The sequence below is a fragment of the Bacillus sp. FSL K6-0138 genome, from assembly GCF_037982765.1.
GTDB classification, from domain to species: Bacteria; Bacillota; Bacilli; order Bacillales; family Bacillaceae; genus Bacillus; species Bacillus glycinifermentans.
This window is the reverse complement of sequence record NZ_CP150286.1, coordinates 4,063,608-4,078,852: the sequence shown is the minus strand read 5'-3', so window position 1 is coordinate 4,078,852 and position 15,245 is coordinate 4,063,608. Positions and strand designations below refer to the sequence as shown.

The window sequence follows — 15,245 nt, the reverse complement described above, 5'->3', positions numbered from 1 at the left end:
GCTATTGGATAGAAGGGTTAGCTTATGAGAAGGGAATGATGATATTGAAAAGAATAGCTGTTATTGGAACAGGATATGTTGGGCTGGTATCTGGAACGTGTTTTGCCGAGGTGGGAAACACGGTTGTCTGCTGTGATATAGACGCTGAAAAAATCAGAGGTCTCTCGGCCGGTATCATGCCGATTTATGAAAACGGGCTAAAAGAGCTTGTTGATAAAAACGTAGATGAAAACCGTTTGTTCTTTTCAACTGACATTCCCAAGGCGATCAGAGAATCCGACATTATATATATAGCAGTCGGGACGCCGATGTCAGAGAGCGGAGAAGCCGATTTGACCTATGTAAAATCGGTTGCCGAAACGATCGGAAGACATTTAAACGGCTATAAAATCATCGTCAACAAAAGCACGGTTCCTGTCGGTACAGGAAAGCTCGTACAATCGATCATCGAGCAGGCCTCCCGGGGCGGGCATCCGTTTGATGTCGTGTCAAATCCCGAATTTCTTCGCGAAGGAACGGCCATTTATGACACGATGAATATGGAAAGAGCCGTCATCGGGGCAACAAGCGAAAAAGCCGCGGCAATCATTGAAGAGCTGCATGAGCCGTTTCAAACGACAATCGTCAAATCGAATCTTGAGAGTGCGGAAATGATCAAATACGCGGCAAACGCATTTTTGGCAACGAAAATTTCTTTCATTAATGACATTGCAAACATCTGTGAAAAAGTCGGGGCCGATGTGTCCAAAGTTTCCGAAGGGGTCGGGCTTGACAGCAGAATCGGCAAGAAGTTTTTAAAAGCGGGAATCGGCTTTGGGGGTTCTTGTTTTCCGAAGGATACGATGGCTTTGCTGCAAATTGCCAAATCGGTCGGCTATCCTTTTAAAATGATCGAAGCGGTGATTGAGACGAATCGAAAACAGCGCGCCCACATCGTTCAAAAGCTGCTCGACGTGTTTGGAGATCTCGAGGGCAGAACGATTTCGGTCCTGGGACTGGCGTTTAAACCGAATACAAACGATATGCGCTCATCACCGGCATTGGACGTCATTCCGATGCTCAAAAGCCTCGGCGCGCATGTCAAAGCCTATGACCCGGTTGCGGTCCCTGAAGCGGAGCGTCTGCTCGGCAGCCAGGCCGTCTACAGCGATGACCTGTATGAAACCGTAACAGATACAGACGCGTGCCTCATTTTGACAGAATGGCCGGAGGTACAGCATATGAATATAACAAAATTGAAATCATGCTTAAACCAGCCTGTCCTGATTGACGGACGAAATCTGTTTGAGCTTGAAGAGATGAAAAGAGAAGGAATGATTTATCATTCAATCGGCCGCCCTGAGGTTCAGGGAGAGAAGATTTTAACAAAAGTTTAAAACGCGGGGTGTTATTCATGGAAAAAGTATTGGTGACAGGCGGATGCGGATTTATCGGATCACATATCGCAGAACAGCTGTTAAAAGAAAATTATCAAGTATCGATTCTCGACAATTTAACGACAGGGTATCTTTCAAACATTGACGGTCTTCCGGTGGATTTCCATCAGGAAGACATTACAAAGCCTGAAGCGATCGAGCTGATCAAGCGCATTAATCCTGATTATATTATACATTTGGCAGCACAGGTGAGCGTTGCGGAGTCAGTCAACGACTTTTTGAAGGATGAAAACATCAATATAAGAGGTTCATTGCATGTCATAAAAGCCGCCGGTGAATGCAGCGCGAAAAAAATCGTTTTTGCGTCGTCAGCCGCCGTTTACGGGAATCCCGAATATTTGCCTGTCGACACCCGTCACCAAACAAATCCCGGTTCACCGTACGGGCTGACAAAGCTTACGGTTGAACGCTATTTAAAGCTGGCCTATGACCTGTACGGAGTCGAATACTGTATTTTGCGGTACAGCAATGTTTACGGACCGCGCCAGGATGCAAAAGGAGAAGGAGGCGTCGTCTCGATCTTTTCCGACCTGTTGACGAGCGGCACGGCGCCGGTCATTTTCGGAGACGGAGAACAATCCCGCGACTTCATCTATGTGGGGGATGTGGCAGCGGCCAATGTTAAAGCGCTTAAAGCTCAATCAAACGTTTGTTTAAATGTTTCAAACGGCTTTTCCATCACGGTTAACGAGCTGTTTTCCGAAATGAAAAAAGCAACGAATTCGGCGCTTTCTCCGATCTATCAGGATGAAAGGCCGGGAGACATCCGCCACAGCACGCTGTGCAACGAAGAGACGAAAAAAATATTGAACTGGGAACCGCAAATGCCGCTTGATAAAGGGCTGGAGCAAACGATTTTCTATTATAGAAAAGAAATGAATGCATAAACATAATCGGCTGCTGGCTTTATGCCGGCAGCCCTTTTCCTAGCAGAAGCGGAAGGAGGGGGACAAATGAGTGTGAAACGTTCGGCGGTCAATGTGCTGATTTGGCTCGCAGCTTTGACCGCAGGCTTAGCTTTCACTCATCTTTTGGCTCAAACAAGCTCAAAAAAAATACTGTGTTTCTTTCTGTTATTGATCGCATTGGCCGTGATTCTGCTGCTCAAGCCTTATCTGTCATACGAGCAGCTGATGATGCCCGTCATCTATCTTCTCATTGCGGCGACCTTTGCCAATAATGCGTTTTTTTCGATCAAGCTCGGATTTTTCAGCCTGTTTCCGTACAGGATTCTTTTGATCGCTGCAGCTGTCTGGCTGATTTGGGAAATGCTGAACAGCCAAGATCCCATTGAACGTTGGAACCGCGTTCAAGTGAAGGGCATCCTTGCTTTTTTCGCTTTTTGGTTTTGTTATGGAATGATTTCGCTGCTTTGGGTCAAGTCTGTTACAGACGGATTGAAGTATTTATCATTGCTTGGGATGGGGATGTTTTTCGTTTTTCTGATCGTGATGTATTTTCAGAAGCTCGAACGGCTGCTCGCGTTTTATTACATATGGATGGTGATGACGGTCTTTTTGATGGTCATCGGACTGTATAACCATTTTACGCTGCACCATTTGCCAAGCTCGACGCTGTACAACGGGCCGCAGTATAAACAGCACTATCCGACATCCGTGTTTTTCAACCAAAACGATTTTGCGACGTTTTTGTCAATCAGCTTTTTCTTCTACGCCGCTTTTTTTAAAAATGTGAAAAACAGCTATTTGAAAATAGCAGGTTTGATCCTTGCGTGCTGCTCCTTGTATTTGATTGTTTTAACGGGCTCAAGGGCAAGCATTTTAGGGGTGATCGCGGGTCTTTTTCTTTACGCGTTCATTTTGCTGCCCCGTTTTTTGAAAAAGTGGGTCCTGATTGCCGCGGCCTGCGGGTTTGCCGCTTTTGCCGTGCTTTTTGCAGGGAAGATTACAAATGTCGTGTATACATTATTTCTAGCTCCTCAAACCGCGCACGATTTCAGTGAGCCGCTGCCGTCAAACGTCGCCAGGGCGAATCTTTTGAAGAATGCAGGGCATTATGTGCTCGACACATACGGGTTCGGCGTCGGTGCCGGAAACGTTCCTTATTATTTAGAGCACCACGCAATTTTTGATACCGATCAAGTGGTTGAGGTGCATAACTGGCTTGTCGAAATCATGGCGAATTTCGGGGTCATCATGATGCTCGGCTATGTAACGATGTACGGGTATCTCATGCTGTTATTGTATCGATTCTATAAAAGCAGGCTGACAAGCCGGTACAAACTTCTTTTGGAAGGGCTGCTCGCCGCCCTTATCAGCTTTCTCGTTTCAAGCATAAGCCCAAGTTCGATGTCAAATTTGTATTTCCATTGGGTGTTTCTTGCCCTGGTCATTGCGACCGTCAACACGCTTAGAATCAAAGGGACAGATGAAACCGAGCGTTTCAGGTAAGAATTTTAATAATAGGGAGAAATTCGTGTGAAACATTTAATGAAACGTATTGCAGGCAGAATCAAAAAGTATATCGTGCCGATTATCGCGCTTCCGCTTGTTCTGGGGCTGTTTGGGTATTTTATGCCGAAAGGCGCCGCTGCGCCGGCTGACTATACGGCAAGCGTCACCATCTCGACGGGGAATTACGGAGAATCGCTTTACAACAATGCAAAAGAGATTCCTCTATTGCTGAAAAATGATCCGTTTTTAAAAGAGGTTTTTCCCGAAATGGACGAAGAGGAGCTTGCAAGTATCAAGGAGGAGCTGGTGATCGACATCAGATCGGATTCGCTTTTTAATCTAAGCTATACAGGACCTGACAAAGAAGAAACATTGAATGTTTTGGAAAAAATCAAAGATGCTTATATGAAGGAAGATAAAAAGCTGTTTTTGAAAAGGGATCAAGTGATCGAAAAGAACATAAAAGCGCTTGAAGGCGAAACGGTCAGCGCTGATTCAAAAGTCGATAAACAGCGGTTTTTATATGAGCTGGAAACGAACAGGCTTGACTTGAAAGCGGCTGAAGAAATAGAGCCGTTAACCGCATTGGATAATGTAGCCGGCGGAATGTCTCCTAAAAAAAGAGCGGTACTGGGCGTTTTGATCGGTTTGGCGCTGTCGTTTTTTATCGTTGTTGTTCCGGAAGTTTTGAAAGAACGCTAAATTTTTGATTGGGGATGTGGAACAGGACCATGACGAGCCAAAAACCTTTAATCTCTGTCATTACACCTTCTTATAACGCGGAGGAATTTATCGAGAAGACGATTCAGTCTGTCATCGGCCAGACCTTTTCCGACTGGGAAATGATCATTGTGGATGATTGCTCGACAGACGGAACGAGAGATATGTTGAAACGTTATGAAGCAGAGGACGAGCGTATTCATGTCATCTATTTAAAGGAGAATGGCGGAGCGGCTGCAGCGCGCAATGCGGCCCTCAAAAAGGCAAAAGGCCGCTTTGTAGCGTTTTTGGACAGCGATGATGTTTGGAAAAAAGAGAAGCTTGAAAAACAGCTCGACTTTATGAGGAAGCATCAGCATGCCTTCACATTTACGGCCTACGAGCTGATCAGCCAAAACGGCGAGGCGCTGCATAAAACGATCGAAGCGCCTGAAAGCCTCACATATGATGACGTGCTGAAAAATACGATTATCGGCTGTCTGACGGTCATGCTTGACAGAGAACAAACAGGGGACATTCAAATGCCGGATATCAGGACCAGGCAGGATTTAGCGACATGGCTGTCCATTTTGAAAAGAGGCTTTAAAGCATACGGGCTGAACGAGCCTTTGGCAGAATACCGGCTCGTCGAAACGTCGATTTCGAGAAACAAGTGGAAGGCGGCTCAGAAAACCTGGTATGTATACAGGGAAATCGAGCGTCTGCATTTGATCAAGGCGACATGGTGCTTCGTCCATTATGCAAAAAATGCGGTAAAGAAAAGACTATAGCGCGGGAAGTGATGGAACGTGGGAGAGAAAAAAGCGATACACGTCGTCGTGGCGACGGGTGAATGGGGACAAGATCAATTAAGGTACAGAAGGCACCGCCTCGCTGAATTTCTGGCGGAGCAAAAAAATACGCGGGAAGTCATCTGGGTATGCCCGGCCGAAGAAGCCCCTTCAGAGGCGTTTACAAGGCTTCACAACGGCATTATGCAATTTGCGGTAAAGGACTTTTTGAAAAAGAAAATGTTCAGGTTCGCCCGCTACCGCGACGTCTTTTACCAAAAGAAACTGACGCCGTTGCTTGAGCGTTTAAAAGCGGCGGAAGGCGAGAACGTATATTTATGGTACACCTTCCCCGGTTTTCCGCTTTTGGCGGCGCTTTATGACTGGGAGCAAGTCATCTATGATTGCAGCGACCTTTGGGCGGCTCCGATCAGCGGAAAACAAAACCTCGCATCGGCTTTCAGGCAAAAGGTTATTTTTGAGGCGGAAAGCAGAATTATCAAAGCGGCAAATACGATTTTTTGCACTTCAGAATATTTGTGCCAAAATGTGAAAAACCGGCTGAACGGAGAGGACAAGCCGGTTTTTACAGTGGAAAACGGAGTCGAATACGACTTCTTCGCAGCGAATGACAAACGGGCGGACGTACTTGGCGAAAGGCAAGGCACCGTTTTAGGCTTTATCGGCGGAATTAAACCTAAGCTCGACTTTAAGCTGATCAAAAAAGCGGCGAGGGCGAAGCGGGACTGGACATTTTTATTTGTCGGCCCTGACGGAACGAATGGTGACGAGGATTTTAAAGACATGCTTGAAGAGGACAATGTTATCTGGACAGGCCCTGCAGCACCTGGAGACGTTCCGGCCTATATGAATGTCATCGATATCGGGATCATGCCTTATAAGTCTTCTCCGTATAACAATGCCGTTTTTCCTTTAAAGCTGTTTGAATTTTTGGCCGCGGGAAAGCCTGTCGCAGGCATGAACCTGCCTTCAACCGCAAAGGTGGAGAAAGAGAATGTATACCGGCATATGACGGGAAGCGATCCCTGCGCATTTATCGCCCTCTGCGAAGAGCTCGAGCGTTCGCATGATGACCCTTCGTCTGTGGAAAACCGCAAGAATACGGCGCGCAAAAAGGATTGGCGCCAGCTGTTTTTCATCATGCTCGGAAAACTGAATTTGAATAAAGATGCATAAGTTTACAGCGGATGATAATTTATGATGTTTCTTTTGGCTTGTGCTTGTTATAATAAATAATGAAATTGTATAATGGAGGAGTATGTCCAACTTTAATAACAATATAAACTATCCAGACTTCATTTAAAAAGGAGACTTCCTTATGTCTTATGAACGCACGGTTTTTGCGTTTTTTGTCTCTCTGATTGTTGTATTAATCATTACTCCGCTTGTAAAACGCATAGCAATCAAATCCGGGATCGTTGATCGTCCGGATAATCGAAAAATACACGAAAAAGTCATGCCAAGAATGGGCGGTTTAGCCATATTTATAGGAGTCTTGACCGGCTCTGTGGCCGGCGGCCTTTACGAAAACAGAATTACGGCTATTACGCTCGGCGCTTTTATGATTGTCATTTTAGGAATTATAGATGATAAATATAATTTAAGTGCGAAAGTTAAATTCATCGTTCAAATATTAGTCGCGTGCCTGATTGTCAGTACGGGGCTGAAAATGGAGTTTTTATCGATTCCGTTTTGGGACGTCCGTTTCGATTTGGGCTGGCTCTCATTTCCGTTAACGATTTTGTGGATCGTTGGAATCACCAATGCGATCAATTTAATTGACGGGTTGGACGGATTGGCGGCCGGGATATCCGTGATCGGCCTTTCGACAATTGCCGTCATGGCTTTTTCAGCCGACAAAATTTTGATTTTCTCATTATCGTTAGTCGTCATCGGCAGCACGCTAGGCTTTCTCTTCTATAATTTTCACCCGGCGAAAATTTTTATGGGAGACACGGGATCGCTCTTTCTCGGTTATGTGATTTCAGTCCTGTCGCTGTTGGGGCTGTACAAAAGCGTAACGCTTTTCAGCGTCGGAGTCCCGATCATCATTTTGGGCGTTCCTATATTTGACACGACGTTTGCGATCATCAGAAGGATATTGAACAAGCAGCCGATTTCGGCTCCTGATAAGTCGCATATCCATCACAGGCTGATGGCTTTCGGCCTGTCTCACAGAAAGGCCGTCATCGTCATATACTTAATCGGCATCATCTTCAGCCTATGCGCTATTATCCTGAAAACGGCGACTCTTTGGATATCAATCATCATCATCTTCGCCTTGATCTTGTTCATGCAGATCATCGCAGAGGTCACCGGACTCGTAAATGAAAAATACAAACCGTTCACAAAGTTTTATAAGCGGATGGTGAAAAGGAATTGACCTGAAATGCAAAACCCTGATTTCTTATTGAGAGATCAGGGTTTTTTTATTCTAATAAGAAGACGCGGACGCATCCGTAGAGCTGTCGGTGGAACTGTCCGTTCCGCCTGTTGTTGCGTCAGAGCTGTCAGACGATGTTCCGCTTGAGTCAGCGGTTGAACCCGGAAATAAATGATGGTTCAATTCATTCTGAACATTTGTCAGATTTTGCTCGTCTGCTTCAAAGTAATACACCCCGGCGATATTCAGATCCTGTCCGGTAATGCTTAGCGTCTCAATGTCGTCGCCTTTAAAGCCGCTGTATATTTCCTGAAGGGCCAAGGCTTGCGTAATTCTAAAGTTTGTTTTAATGTTTTTACTCGCCTTTTGGACAATCGTATCGATTTTGGCGAGGTTTTGCGGCTTGGAAATTTGATCGAGGGCAGCTTTCAGAATTTGTTTTTGCCTGTCGTTTCTTCCAAAATCCCCGCGCTTATCCTGCTTTCTCATTCTGGCGTAGGCCAGCGCTTGTTCGCCGTTTAAATGCATGTTTCCTTTTTTGAAATAAATTCTTTTCGTCTTGGAAACATCGCTTTTTTCGTCAAAATCAAACGGCACGTCTACATCGATGCCGCCGATTTCATCGATGACATCTTTGAATCCGTCAAAATCAACCGTTGCATAATAGTCAATCGGAATGCCTAAGAAATCTTCGACCGTTTCGATTGTTTCTTCTTTTCCGCCTTTTCCGTAGGCCGCATTGATCTTCGTTTTGGTTCCGGTTGTGTCACCGGCCAGCTGAACCCTTGTATCTCTCGGGATGCTCAGCATTTTCATCGTTTTTTGTTTTGGGTCGAGCGTTACGACAATAAGGGAATCGGTGCGGCCGCGTTCCCCTTTGGTCGCATAATTTTCCACACCCATAAACAAGATCGAGAACGGTTTTTTCTTGATGTCGACGACTTCATCGCGAAGCTTCGACTTCTCGCCCCGATCCAGTTGATCATAGGTGTCGTCAGCTGCAGAGATCGTGTTGTAAATCTTGTATATCCCCACTCCGCCAACCGCGAGAAGTGCGAGCAGCATAAGCAAGATAAACCGCTTGATAAGCTTCTTTTTCTTATTCTTCTTTTTGCGCACTTTCACTTTTACACGCTCAGCCATATATTTATTCTCCTTTAATGATAAAAAGCTTCCTCCAGATATATCTGAATGCCTTCTCTATTTTCGCTCTTGCCGTTTGTTAATTCGGTTATCCATTCTGTAAAAGCCTGCTTTTCGCTTTCTTTTACATACGTTTCAAATTCAACGTCGTCGGCGTAGTGGATGTCCTTGATTTGATAAGGGGACTCGCGCAGCTCGTTTTCCAGCTTGCCGATCCATGTATAGCCCACTTTGGTATGCATCACGCGCATCAGTTTGCGTTCGACGACGCCGACATGGTTCAGCCCTTCTGATACGGATTTTCCGTAAGCGCGTATCAATCCTCCGGCGCCGAGCTTGATGCCGCCGAAATACCGTGTAACAACGGCGCAAGTATCCTTCAAATTGCGTTTCTTTAATACTTCAAGCATCGGGACTCCTGCCGTTCCGCTCGGTTCTCCGTCATCGTTCGCCTTTTGAATTTGGTCGTTTTCGCCGATGACATAGGCGGAACAATTATGAGTGGCATTCCAATGCTGTTTTTTTATGTTATGAATAAAATCCTGTGCTTCTTTTTCAGTACTGACACGGCTTAAATGACAAATGAACCGGGACTTCTCGATTACGATTTCATGGGTTCCTTCGCCGGAAACAGTGAGATAGCTTTGAAGCATGTCATTTTACCCCCTGACAAGCCATGCGGATGTTCATAAAATACGAACAGACTTAGAATTTTCACGCGCATTTTGTTATGATTAAAGAGATATGGAAGGGAGATCATAATAGAACCAAAAAACAGAATACGCATTCTTTCATTATAATTCGACACGAATTTCAGTTCAATGAAATTTATGATAAAACTACATGACAATGCTGTTACGGAGGGAAAATGGGTGAGCGTTTCCAAAATGGACTCCAAAGTCTTGGATTCAATAATAATGAAGATGTTAAAAACCGTTGACGGGAGCAAGGATGAAGTATTTCAAATCGGCGAACAGTCCCGTCAGCAATATGAAGGCTTGGTAGAAGAGCTGAAGCAGATCAAGCAGCAGGTCAACGAAGTCATCGATCTCGGAGACAGGTTGGAGGTGCATGCCCGGCATGCGAGGAACCGTCTGTCAGAGGTCAGCAGAAACTTTCATAAATTCAGTGAAACGGAAATTCGCGAAGCTTATGAAAAGGCGCACAAACTTCAAGTTGAGCTTACGATGATTCAGCAGCGCGAAAAGCAGCTGAGGGAGAAGCGCGACGATCTGGAAAGGCGTCTCCTCGGTCTTCAGGAAATCATTGAGCGTTCCGAAGGTCTTGTCAGCCAGATAACTGTCGTTTTAAACTATTTAAACCAAGATCTTCGCCAGGTCGGCGTTTTATTGGAAGACGCGCAGGCAAAACAGGATTTCGGCTTGCGGATCATCGAAGCGCAAGAGGAAGAAAGAAAAAGGGTCTCGCGCGAAATTCATGACGGTCCGGCGCAAATGCTGGCAAACGTGATGATGAGATCTGAATTGATCGAACGGATTTTCAGAGACAAGGGGACCGAAGAAGGCTTTCAGGAAATTAAAAACCTCCGGCAAAACGTTCGCAATGCCCTTTATGAAGTCAGACGGATTATTTATGACTTAAGGCCGATGGCTTTAGACGATTTGGGCCTGATTCCGACGCTCAGAAAATACTTGAACACGATCGAAGATTATCATGGCAAAGCGAAAATCCATTTTCATTGCATCGGGGAATCGGAAGACAGGCGGATTGCACCGCGATTTGAAGTGGCGCTTTTCCGGCTGGCTCAGGAAGCTGTCACGAATGCCCTAAAACATTCCGAATCAACCGAAATTCATGTTAAAGTAGAAGTGACGAAAGATTTTGTTACGCTGATTATAAAAGATAACGGAAACGGCTTTGATTTAAAAGAAGCGCAAAAGAAGAAAAACAAATCGTTCGGTCTGCTTGGAATGAAGGAAAGAGTCGATTTGCTTGAAGGTACGATGACGATCGACTCGAAAATAGGTCTCGGGACATTTATTTTAATTAAAGTTCCGCTGTCATTGTAAAGATAATTGTAAAATAGAGACAAAAGACATATTGACCATAAAAGCGCTGTGTAGAACAATGAAAAATGGGGAGGCGTAGCTTGTGACTAAAGTAAATATTGTAATTATTGATGACCATCAGTTATTCCGTGAAGGAGTAAAACGGATTTTGGATTTCGAACCTACCTTTGAGGTAGTGGCTGAAGGAGACGACGGTGACGAAGCGGCTCGCATTGTCGAGCACTATCATCCGGATGTAGTCATCATGGACATCAATATGCCGAATGTAAACGGAGTTGAAGCGACAAAACAACTTGTCGATATGTATCCGGAATCAAAGGTCATAATTTTATCGATCCATGATGATGAAAACTATGTGACACATGCGTTAAAAACCGGAGCACGCGGCTATCTGCTTAAAGAGATGGATGCCGATACACTGATTGAAGCCGTAAAGGTAGTGGCTGAAGGCGGTTCTTACCTTCACCCTAAGGTTACGCACAATCTTGTCAACGAATTTCGCCGTCTGGCAACAAGCGGCGTGTCATCTCACGCTCAGCACGAAGTGTATCCAGAAATCCGCAGACCTTTGCACATTCTCACAAGGCGGGAATGCGAAGTATTGCAAATGCTCGCGGACGGAAAGAGCAACCGCGGCATAGGAGAATCTTTATTTATCAGTGAAAAAACGGTTAAAAACCACGTCAGCAACATCCTGCAGAAAATGAACGTAAACGACAGAACTCAAGCAGTCGTTGTGGCCATCAAAAATGGCTGGGTAGAAATGAGATAAAAGTGGACTTGCCATCGGCAGGTCTTTTCTTTTTTTAGAAAATCAAACTTTATAATGAAAAACAACTGTTTTTCTTTTAAAATAGGAAAAAAAGTATCTTTCATAAGGAAGGTTTATTTTATGAGAACAGCAGTAGTAACTGACAGTACAGCCTACATACCGAAAGAACTGCGGGATAATCACAATATACACATGATACCGCTCAATGTGATTTTCGGAGAGGCTTCATACAAGGAAGAGGTCGACATGAGCTGGAAGGATTATTATAAAGAAGTTAAAGCTCATGAAGATCTCCCGACGACTTCCCAGCCGGCCTACGGCGAATTGATCGCACTGTATGAAAAGCTTGGCGAAACATATGATGCGGTAATCAGCATCCATCTTTCCAGCGGAATCAGCGGCACGTACAACAGCGCCGTGTCGGCGGATGGAATGCTGGAAAACGTCAAAGTGTATCCGTTTGATTCGGAAATCAGCTGCATGGCTCAAGGTTTTTATGCGATCGAAGCGGCTGAGATGGCGGAAAAAGGAGCACCGCCTGAAGAAATCCTCAGTCATTTGGATCATATGAAAACCTCGATGAGGGCTTACTTCATGGTTGACGACCTATCCCATCTGCAAAGAGGGGGCAGGCTGAGCGGAGCCCAGGCTTTTATCGGAAGCCTTTTAAAAGTGAAGCCGATTTTACACTTTGAGAATAAGCTGATCGTTCCATTTGAAAAAATCCGGACGAGAAAAAAAGCCTTAAACCGCCTGTTTGAACTCTTTGATGAGGATGCCGGAACAGGCAAGCCTATGAGGGCGGTCGTCATCCATGCGAACCGGGAGAAAGAAGCCGATCAGATTATTGAAGAGCTGTCTCAAAAATATCCGCACGTCGAATTATACAAAAGCTATTTTGGTCCTGTGGTCGGCACGCATCTCGGCGAGGGGGCAATGGGCATTGCCTGGTATATAGTATAAACGCCAATCTCCGTTTGACAAAACGGAGATTTTTTGATTTTCCAAGGTGAAAACTCTGCAACTTTTTGATTTTGCCAGTTTTACAAAAAAACGGGCATGCAAGATACTAAATGTTAGATTGGAGGTGATCGTTATCGCTGGAAAGCAGCCCGCATCTGAATACTCCCGCAATTTACAGTCTTTGCTTGAATCCCGCCATCTTCTCAAAAGTGAACTTCCCTTTCCCGATGATGTGATTGATTGGCACATCCAAAAAGGCTTGATCAAAGCAGAAAAACCGATTGAAGAAACGACCAAAGGCTTTGTCTGCAAGCGGTGCGGCCAGGATCATCAGGCGCTTTTCGCCCGGTACCCTTGTTATGCATGCAATCAACAATGTGTCTACTGCCGTTCGTGCGTCATGATGGGCAGAGTAAGCGAATGTACACCCCTATTGACTTGGAAAGGCGGTGATCAATCTAAATGGCCGCCCGTCCGCATGGTTTGGGAGGGAATTCTTTCGGCGGGCCAGGAAAAAGCGGCAAGATCGATTATTGAAGCGATTCGAAAAAAAGAAGAGCTTTTAATTTGGGCGGTTTGCGGATCAGGCAAAACGGAAATTTTGTTTCAGGGAATCGAATTTGCTTTAAACCATGGCTTGAGAGTATGTATAGCCACTCCGAGAACGGATGTGGTGCTGGAGCTTGCCCCGCGCGTAAAGAAAGCTTTTGAAGGCGCAGAAATTGCCGCTTTATACGGAGGGAGTCCCGATAGAGGGATGCTTTCGCCTCTTATGATATCGACCACCCATCAGCTTTTCCGATATAAAGAAGCGTTCGATGTGATGGTCGTTGATGAGGTTGATGCGTTCCCGTACAGTTATGATCAAACATTGCAGTACGCCGTAGAAAAAGCAGGGAAACGGCAAAGCGCCCGAATTTATTTAACAGCCACCCCTTCCCGGGAAATGAAAAAACGAGCTGAAAGCGGGCGGCTCAAGGCCGCTCACATCCCGGCCCGGTATCATCGGAGTCCAATGCCTGAACCGTCATTTACGTGGTGCGGAAACTGGAAAAAGAGTCTCAAATGCCACATTATTCCTTTAGCCGTCAAAAGATGGCTTTTCAAACATAAAGAGCAAAAACAGCCGGTCTTTTTATTTGTTCCGTCTATTCCGGCGCTCAAATCTGTGGTTACCCTGTTAAAGAAGGAACATTTTCAAATCGAAGGCGTTTATGCCGATGACCCGGATAGAAATGAAAAGGTAAAACGGTTTAGGGATGGGACGCTTGATATCCTCGTCACGACGACCATTTTGGAAAGAGGCGTGACGGTCCAAAAAGCACAAGTCGGAGTGCTGGGCGCTGAATCGGCCGTTTTTGACGAAAGCGCGCTTGTCCAAATATCGGGAAGAGCCGGGAGGCACCCTCAATATACAACGGGTGACGTCCGTTTTTTTCACTTCGGCAAGACGGCGAACATGGTCGCAGCTCGCCGTCATATTCGCCGAATGAATAAAATGGCTTTACTGGAAAATTTGGTTGACTAGTCCGATAATCATGGTACAGTATACTCATAAGATGTGTATAAGGAGCGGTGCCTGAATGTTAGTCAATGCAAAGGAATCTGTTTTGGAAGAATTGTTTGATCAATATATTGATCAGCTCAATATGAGCTGCTTGTGTCAGAGATGCAGAGAAGATGTGCTCGCACTAGCCTTGAATGCGGTCAAACCGCAATATGTCACAGATCGTACGAAACTGGCATACATAAAGGCAGAGCTCGTTGACAAACAAAAAAATACATCGATGCTAGTCACTCTCGCAGAAGCGGCAAGAAGAGTCAATGAAAATCCGCATTGCGAACACAGAAAGAAAGGAAGGAAGGGTGTAAGCTGCTTTGTTTAATTTGTGAAGCTCCTCTTTCACATTCTCTTTCATGGCGTTCTTTTTTCTTTGCTCATGATGAGGAAAAAATATGCGGAGAATGTAAAGAGGGCTTTATCAAAATAAAAGGGACCGTTTGCCGTAAATGCGGGCGTCTGCAAGACGGCGAAAAGCTGTGCACCGACTGTCTGAAATGGGAAGCAAATCCGAAAACCCGCGGCCTCCTTGAGCAAAACCGCTCTGTATATCTTTACAATCCTTTCATGAAAGAAGTGCTCGCCCGTTTTAAGTTTAGAGGCGACGCTGAAATCGTCCACGCTTTTGCCCCTTCTTTCATCCGCACCTTTCAAGCGTGCTGCCGACATTCAGATGCCGTTATTGTCCCGATACCTCTCAGCGAAGAACGTAAAAAGGAAAGAGGCTTTAATCAGGCGGAAAGGCTTGCTTCCTTATTAAAAAGGCCTGTCATACATCCGTTGATCAGAACAGAAAATGAGAAACAGTCAAAAAAAAGCAGGACAGAGCGCCTTAAACAAAAAACGTTTTTAAAACGGACAAGGGTTCTGTAAAAGGAATGAAAATTCTCCTGATCGATGACCTGTATACGACAGGGGCTACCATTCATCAAGCTGCCCAATGTCTGAAAGCGGACGGGGGAGCAGATTCGGTATCATCTTTCACTTTGATTCGAAGCTAAATCATTTATTTTCCCTGCCGATATAAATGAT

Annotated in this window: 14 protein-coding genes and 1 pseudogene; 13 read left to right on the top strand and 2 right to left on the bottom strand. The window is 45.3% G+C overall.

Annotated elements, in window-relative coordinates; all coding sequences use genetic code 11:
• The first annotated feature begins 44 nt into the window (after positions 1 to 44).
• From MHB78_RS21495 to MHB78_RS21465, 7 genes are all read left to right on the top strand, one after another.
• Positions 45 to 1,376: a UDP-glucose/GDP-mannose dehydrogenase family protein gene (locus tag MHB78_RS21495; RefSeq protein WP_099047126.1), complete on the top strand. Its 1,332-nt coding sequence runs from the start codon at positions 45 to 47 to the stop codon at positions 1,374 to 1,376.
• 17 nt (positions 1,377 to 1,393) lie between these two features.
• A complete protein-coding gene (locus tag MHB78_RS21490; RefSeq protein ID WP_046130096.1) occupies positions 1,394 to 2,323 on the top strand; it encodes an NAD-dependent epimerase/dehydratase family protein in 930 nt (309 codons plus the stop codon).
• Between the two features lie 66 nt (positions 2,324 to 2,389).
• Positions 2,390 to 3,847, top strand: a complete 1,458-nt coding sequence (locus tag MHB78_RS21485; RefSeq protein WP_046130095.1) for an O-antigen ligase family protein — start codon at positions 2,390 to 2,392, stop codon at positions 3,845 to 3,847.
• A 27-nt stretch (positions 3,848 to 3,874) separates the two neighbouring features.
• Positions 3,875 to 4,552 (top strand): hypothetical protein, encoded by a 678-nt coding sequence (locus MHB78_RS21480; RefSeq protein WP_231947400.1) that lies wholly within the window; start codon positions 3,875 to 3,877, stop codon positions 4,550 to 4,552.
• Between the two features lie 29 nt (positions 4,553 to 4,581).
• Positions 4,582 to 5,340 (top strand): glycosyltransferase, encoded by a 759-nt coding sequence (locus MHB78_RS21475; protein ID WP_046130094.1) that lies wholly within the window; start codon positions 4,582 to 4,584, stop codon positions 5,338 to 5,340.
• An 18-nt stretch (positions 5,341 to 5,358) separates the two neighbouring features.
• Positions 5,359 to 6,537, top strand: coding sequence for a glycosyltransferase (locus MHB78_RS21470; RefSeq protein WP_046130093.1), 1,179 nt, complete (start codon positions 5,359 to 5,361; stop codon positions 6,535 to 6,537).
• Positions 6,538 to 6,679: 142 nt separating this feature from the next.
• A complete protein-coding gene (locus MHB78_RS21465) occupies positions 6,680 to 7,744 on the top strand; it encodes an MraY family glycosyltransferase (RefSeq protein WP_046130092.1) in 1,065 nt (354 codons plus the stop codon).
• 51 nt (positions 7,745 to 7,795) lie between these two features.
• On the opposite strand, the gene MHB78_RS21460 is transcribed toward MHB78_RS21465, so the two are convergent.
• Both MHB78_RS21460 and MHB78_RS21455 read right to left on the bottom strand, forming a co-directional pair.
• On the bottom strand, positions 7,796 to 8,887 hold the full coding sequence (locus MHB78_RS21460) for an LCP family protein (protein WP_046130091.1): 1,092 nt from the start codon (positions 8,885 to 8,887) through the stop codon (positions 7,796 to 7,798).
• Between the two features lie 14 nt (positions 8,888 to 8,901).
• Positions 8,902 to 9,540: a YigZ family protein gene (locus MHB78_RS21455; RefSeq protein ID WP_046130090.1), complete on the bottom strand. Its 639-nt coding sequence runs from the start codon at positions 9,538 to 9,540 to the stop codon at positions 8,902 to 8,904.
• Positions 9,541 to 9,759: 219 nt separating this feature from the next.
• Between MHB78_RS21455 and MHB78_RS21450 the strand changes: the two genes are divergently transcribed.
• From MHB78_RS21450 to MHB78_RS21425, 6 genes and pseudogenes are all read left to right on the top strand, one after another.
• Positions 9,760 to 10,917 (top strand): histidine kinase, encoded by a 1,158-nt coding sequence (locus MHB78_RS21450; protein WP_046130089.1) that lies wholly within the window; start codon positions 9,760 to 9,762, stop codon positions 10,915 to 10,917.
• An 82-nt stretch (positions 10,918 to 10,999) separates the two neighbouring features.
• Positions 11,000 to 11,689: a two-component system response regulator DegU gene (gene degU, locus MHB78_RS21445; RefSeq protein ID WP_046130088.1), complete on the top strand. Its 690-nt coding sequence runs from the start codon at positions 11,000 to 11,002 to the stop codon at positions 11,687 to 11,689.
• Between the two features lie 120 nt (positions 11,690 to 11,809).
• The gene (locus tag MHB78_RS21440; protein WP_065894697.1) at positions 11,810 to 12,652 is read left to right on the top strand and encodes a DegV family protein; all 843 of its coding nucleotides are present in this window, start codon (positions 11,810 to 11,812) and stop codon (positions 12,650 to 12,652) included.
• Between the two features lie 118 nt (positions 12,653 to 12,770).
• Positions 12,771 to 14,180 carry a DEAD/DEAH box helicase gene (locus tag MHB78_RS21435; RefSeq protein ID WP_046130086.1) on the top strand — a complete coding sequence of 470 codons (1,410 nt, stop codon included), beginning with the start codon at positions 12,771 to 12,773 and terminating at the stop codon, positions 14,178 to 14,180.
• 55 nt (positions 14,181 to 14,235) lie between these two features.
• Positions 14,236 to 14,538, top strand: a complete 303-nt coding sequence (locus MHB78_RS21430; RefSeq protein WP_046130085.1) for a competence protein ComFB — start codon at positions 14,236 to 14,238, stop codon at positions 14,536 to 14,538.
• Positions 14,526 to 15,214, top strand: a pseudogene (locus MHB78_RS21425) (phosphoribosyltransferase family protein). Before MHB78_RS21430 ends, MHB78_RS21425 begins: the two are co-directional and overlap by 13 nt.
• The last annotated feature ends 31 nt before the right edge of the window (positions 15,215 to 15,245 follow it).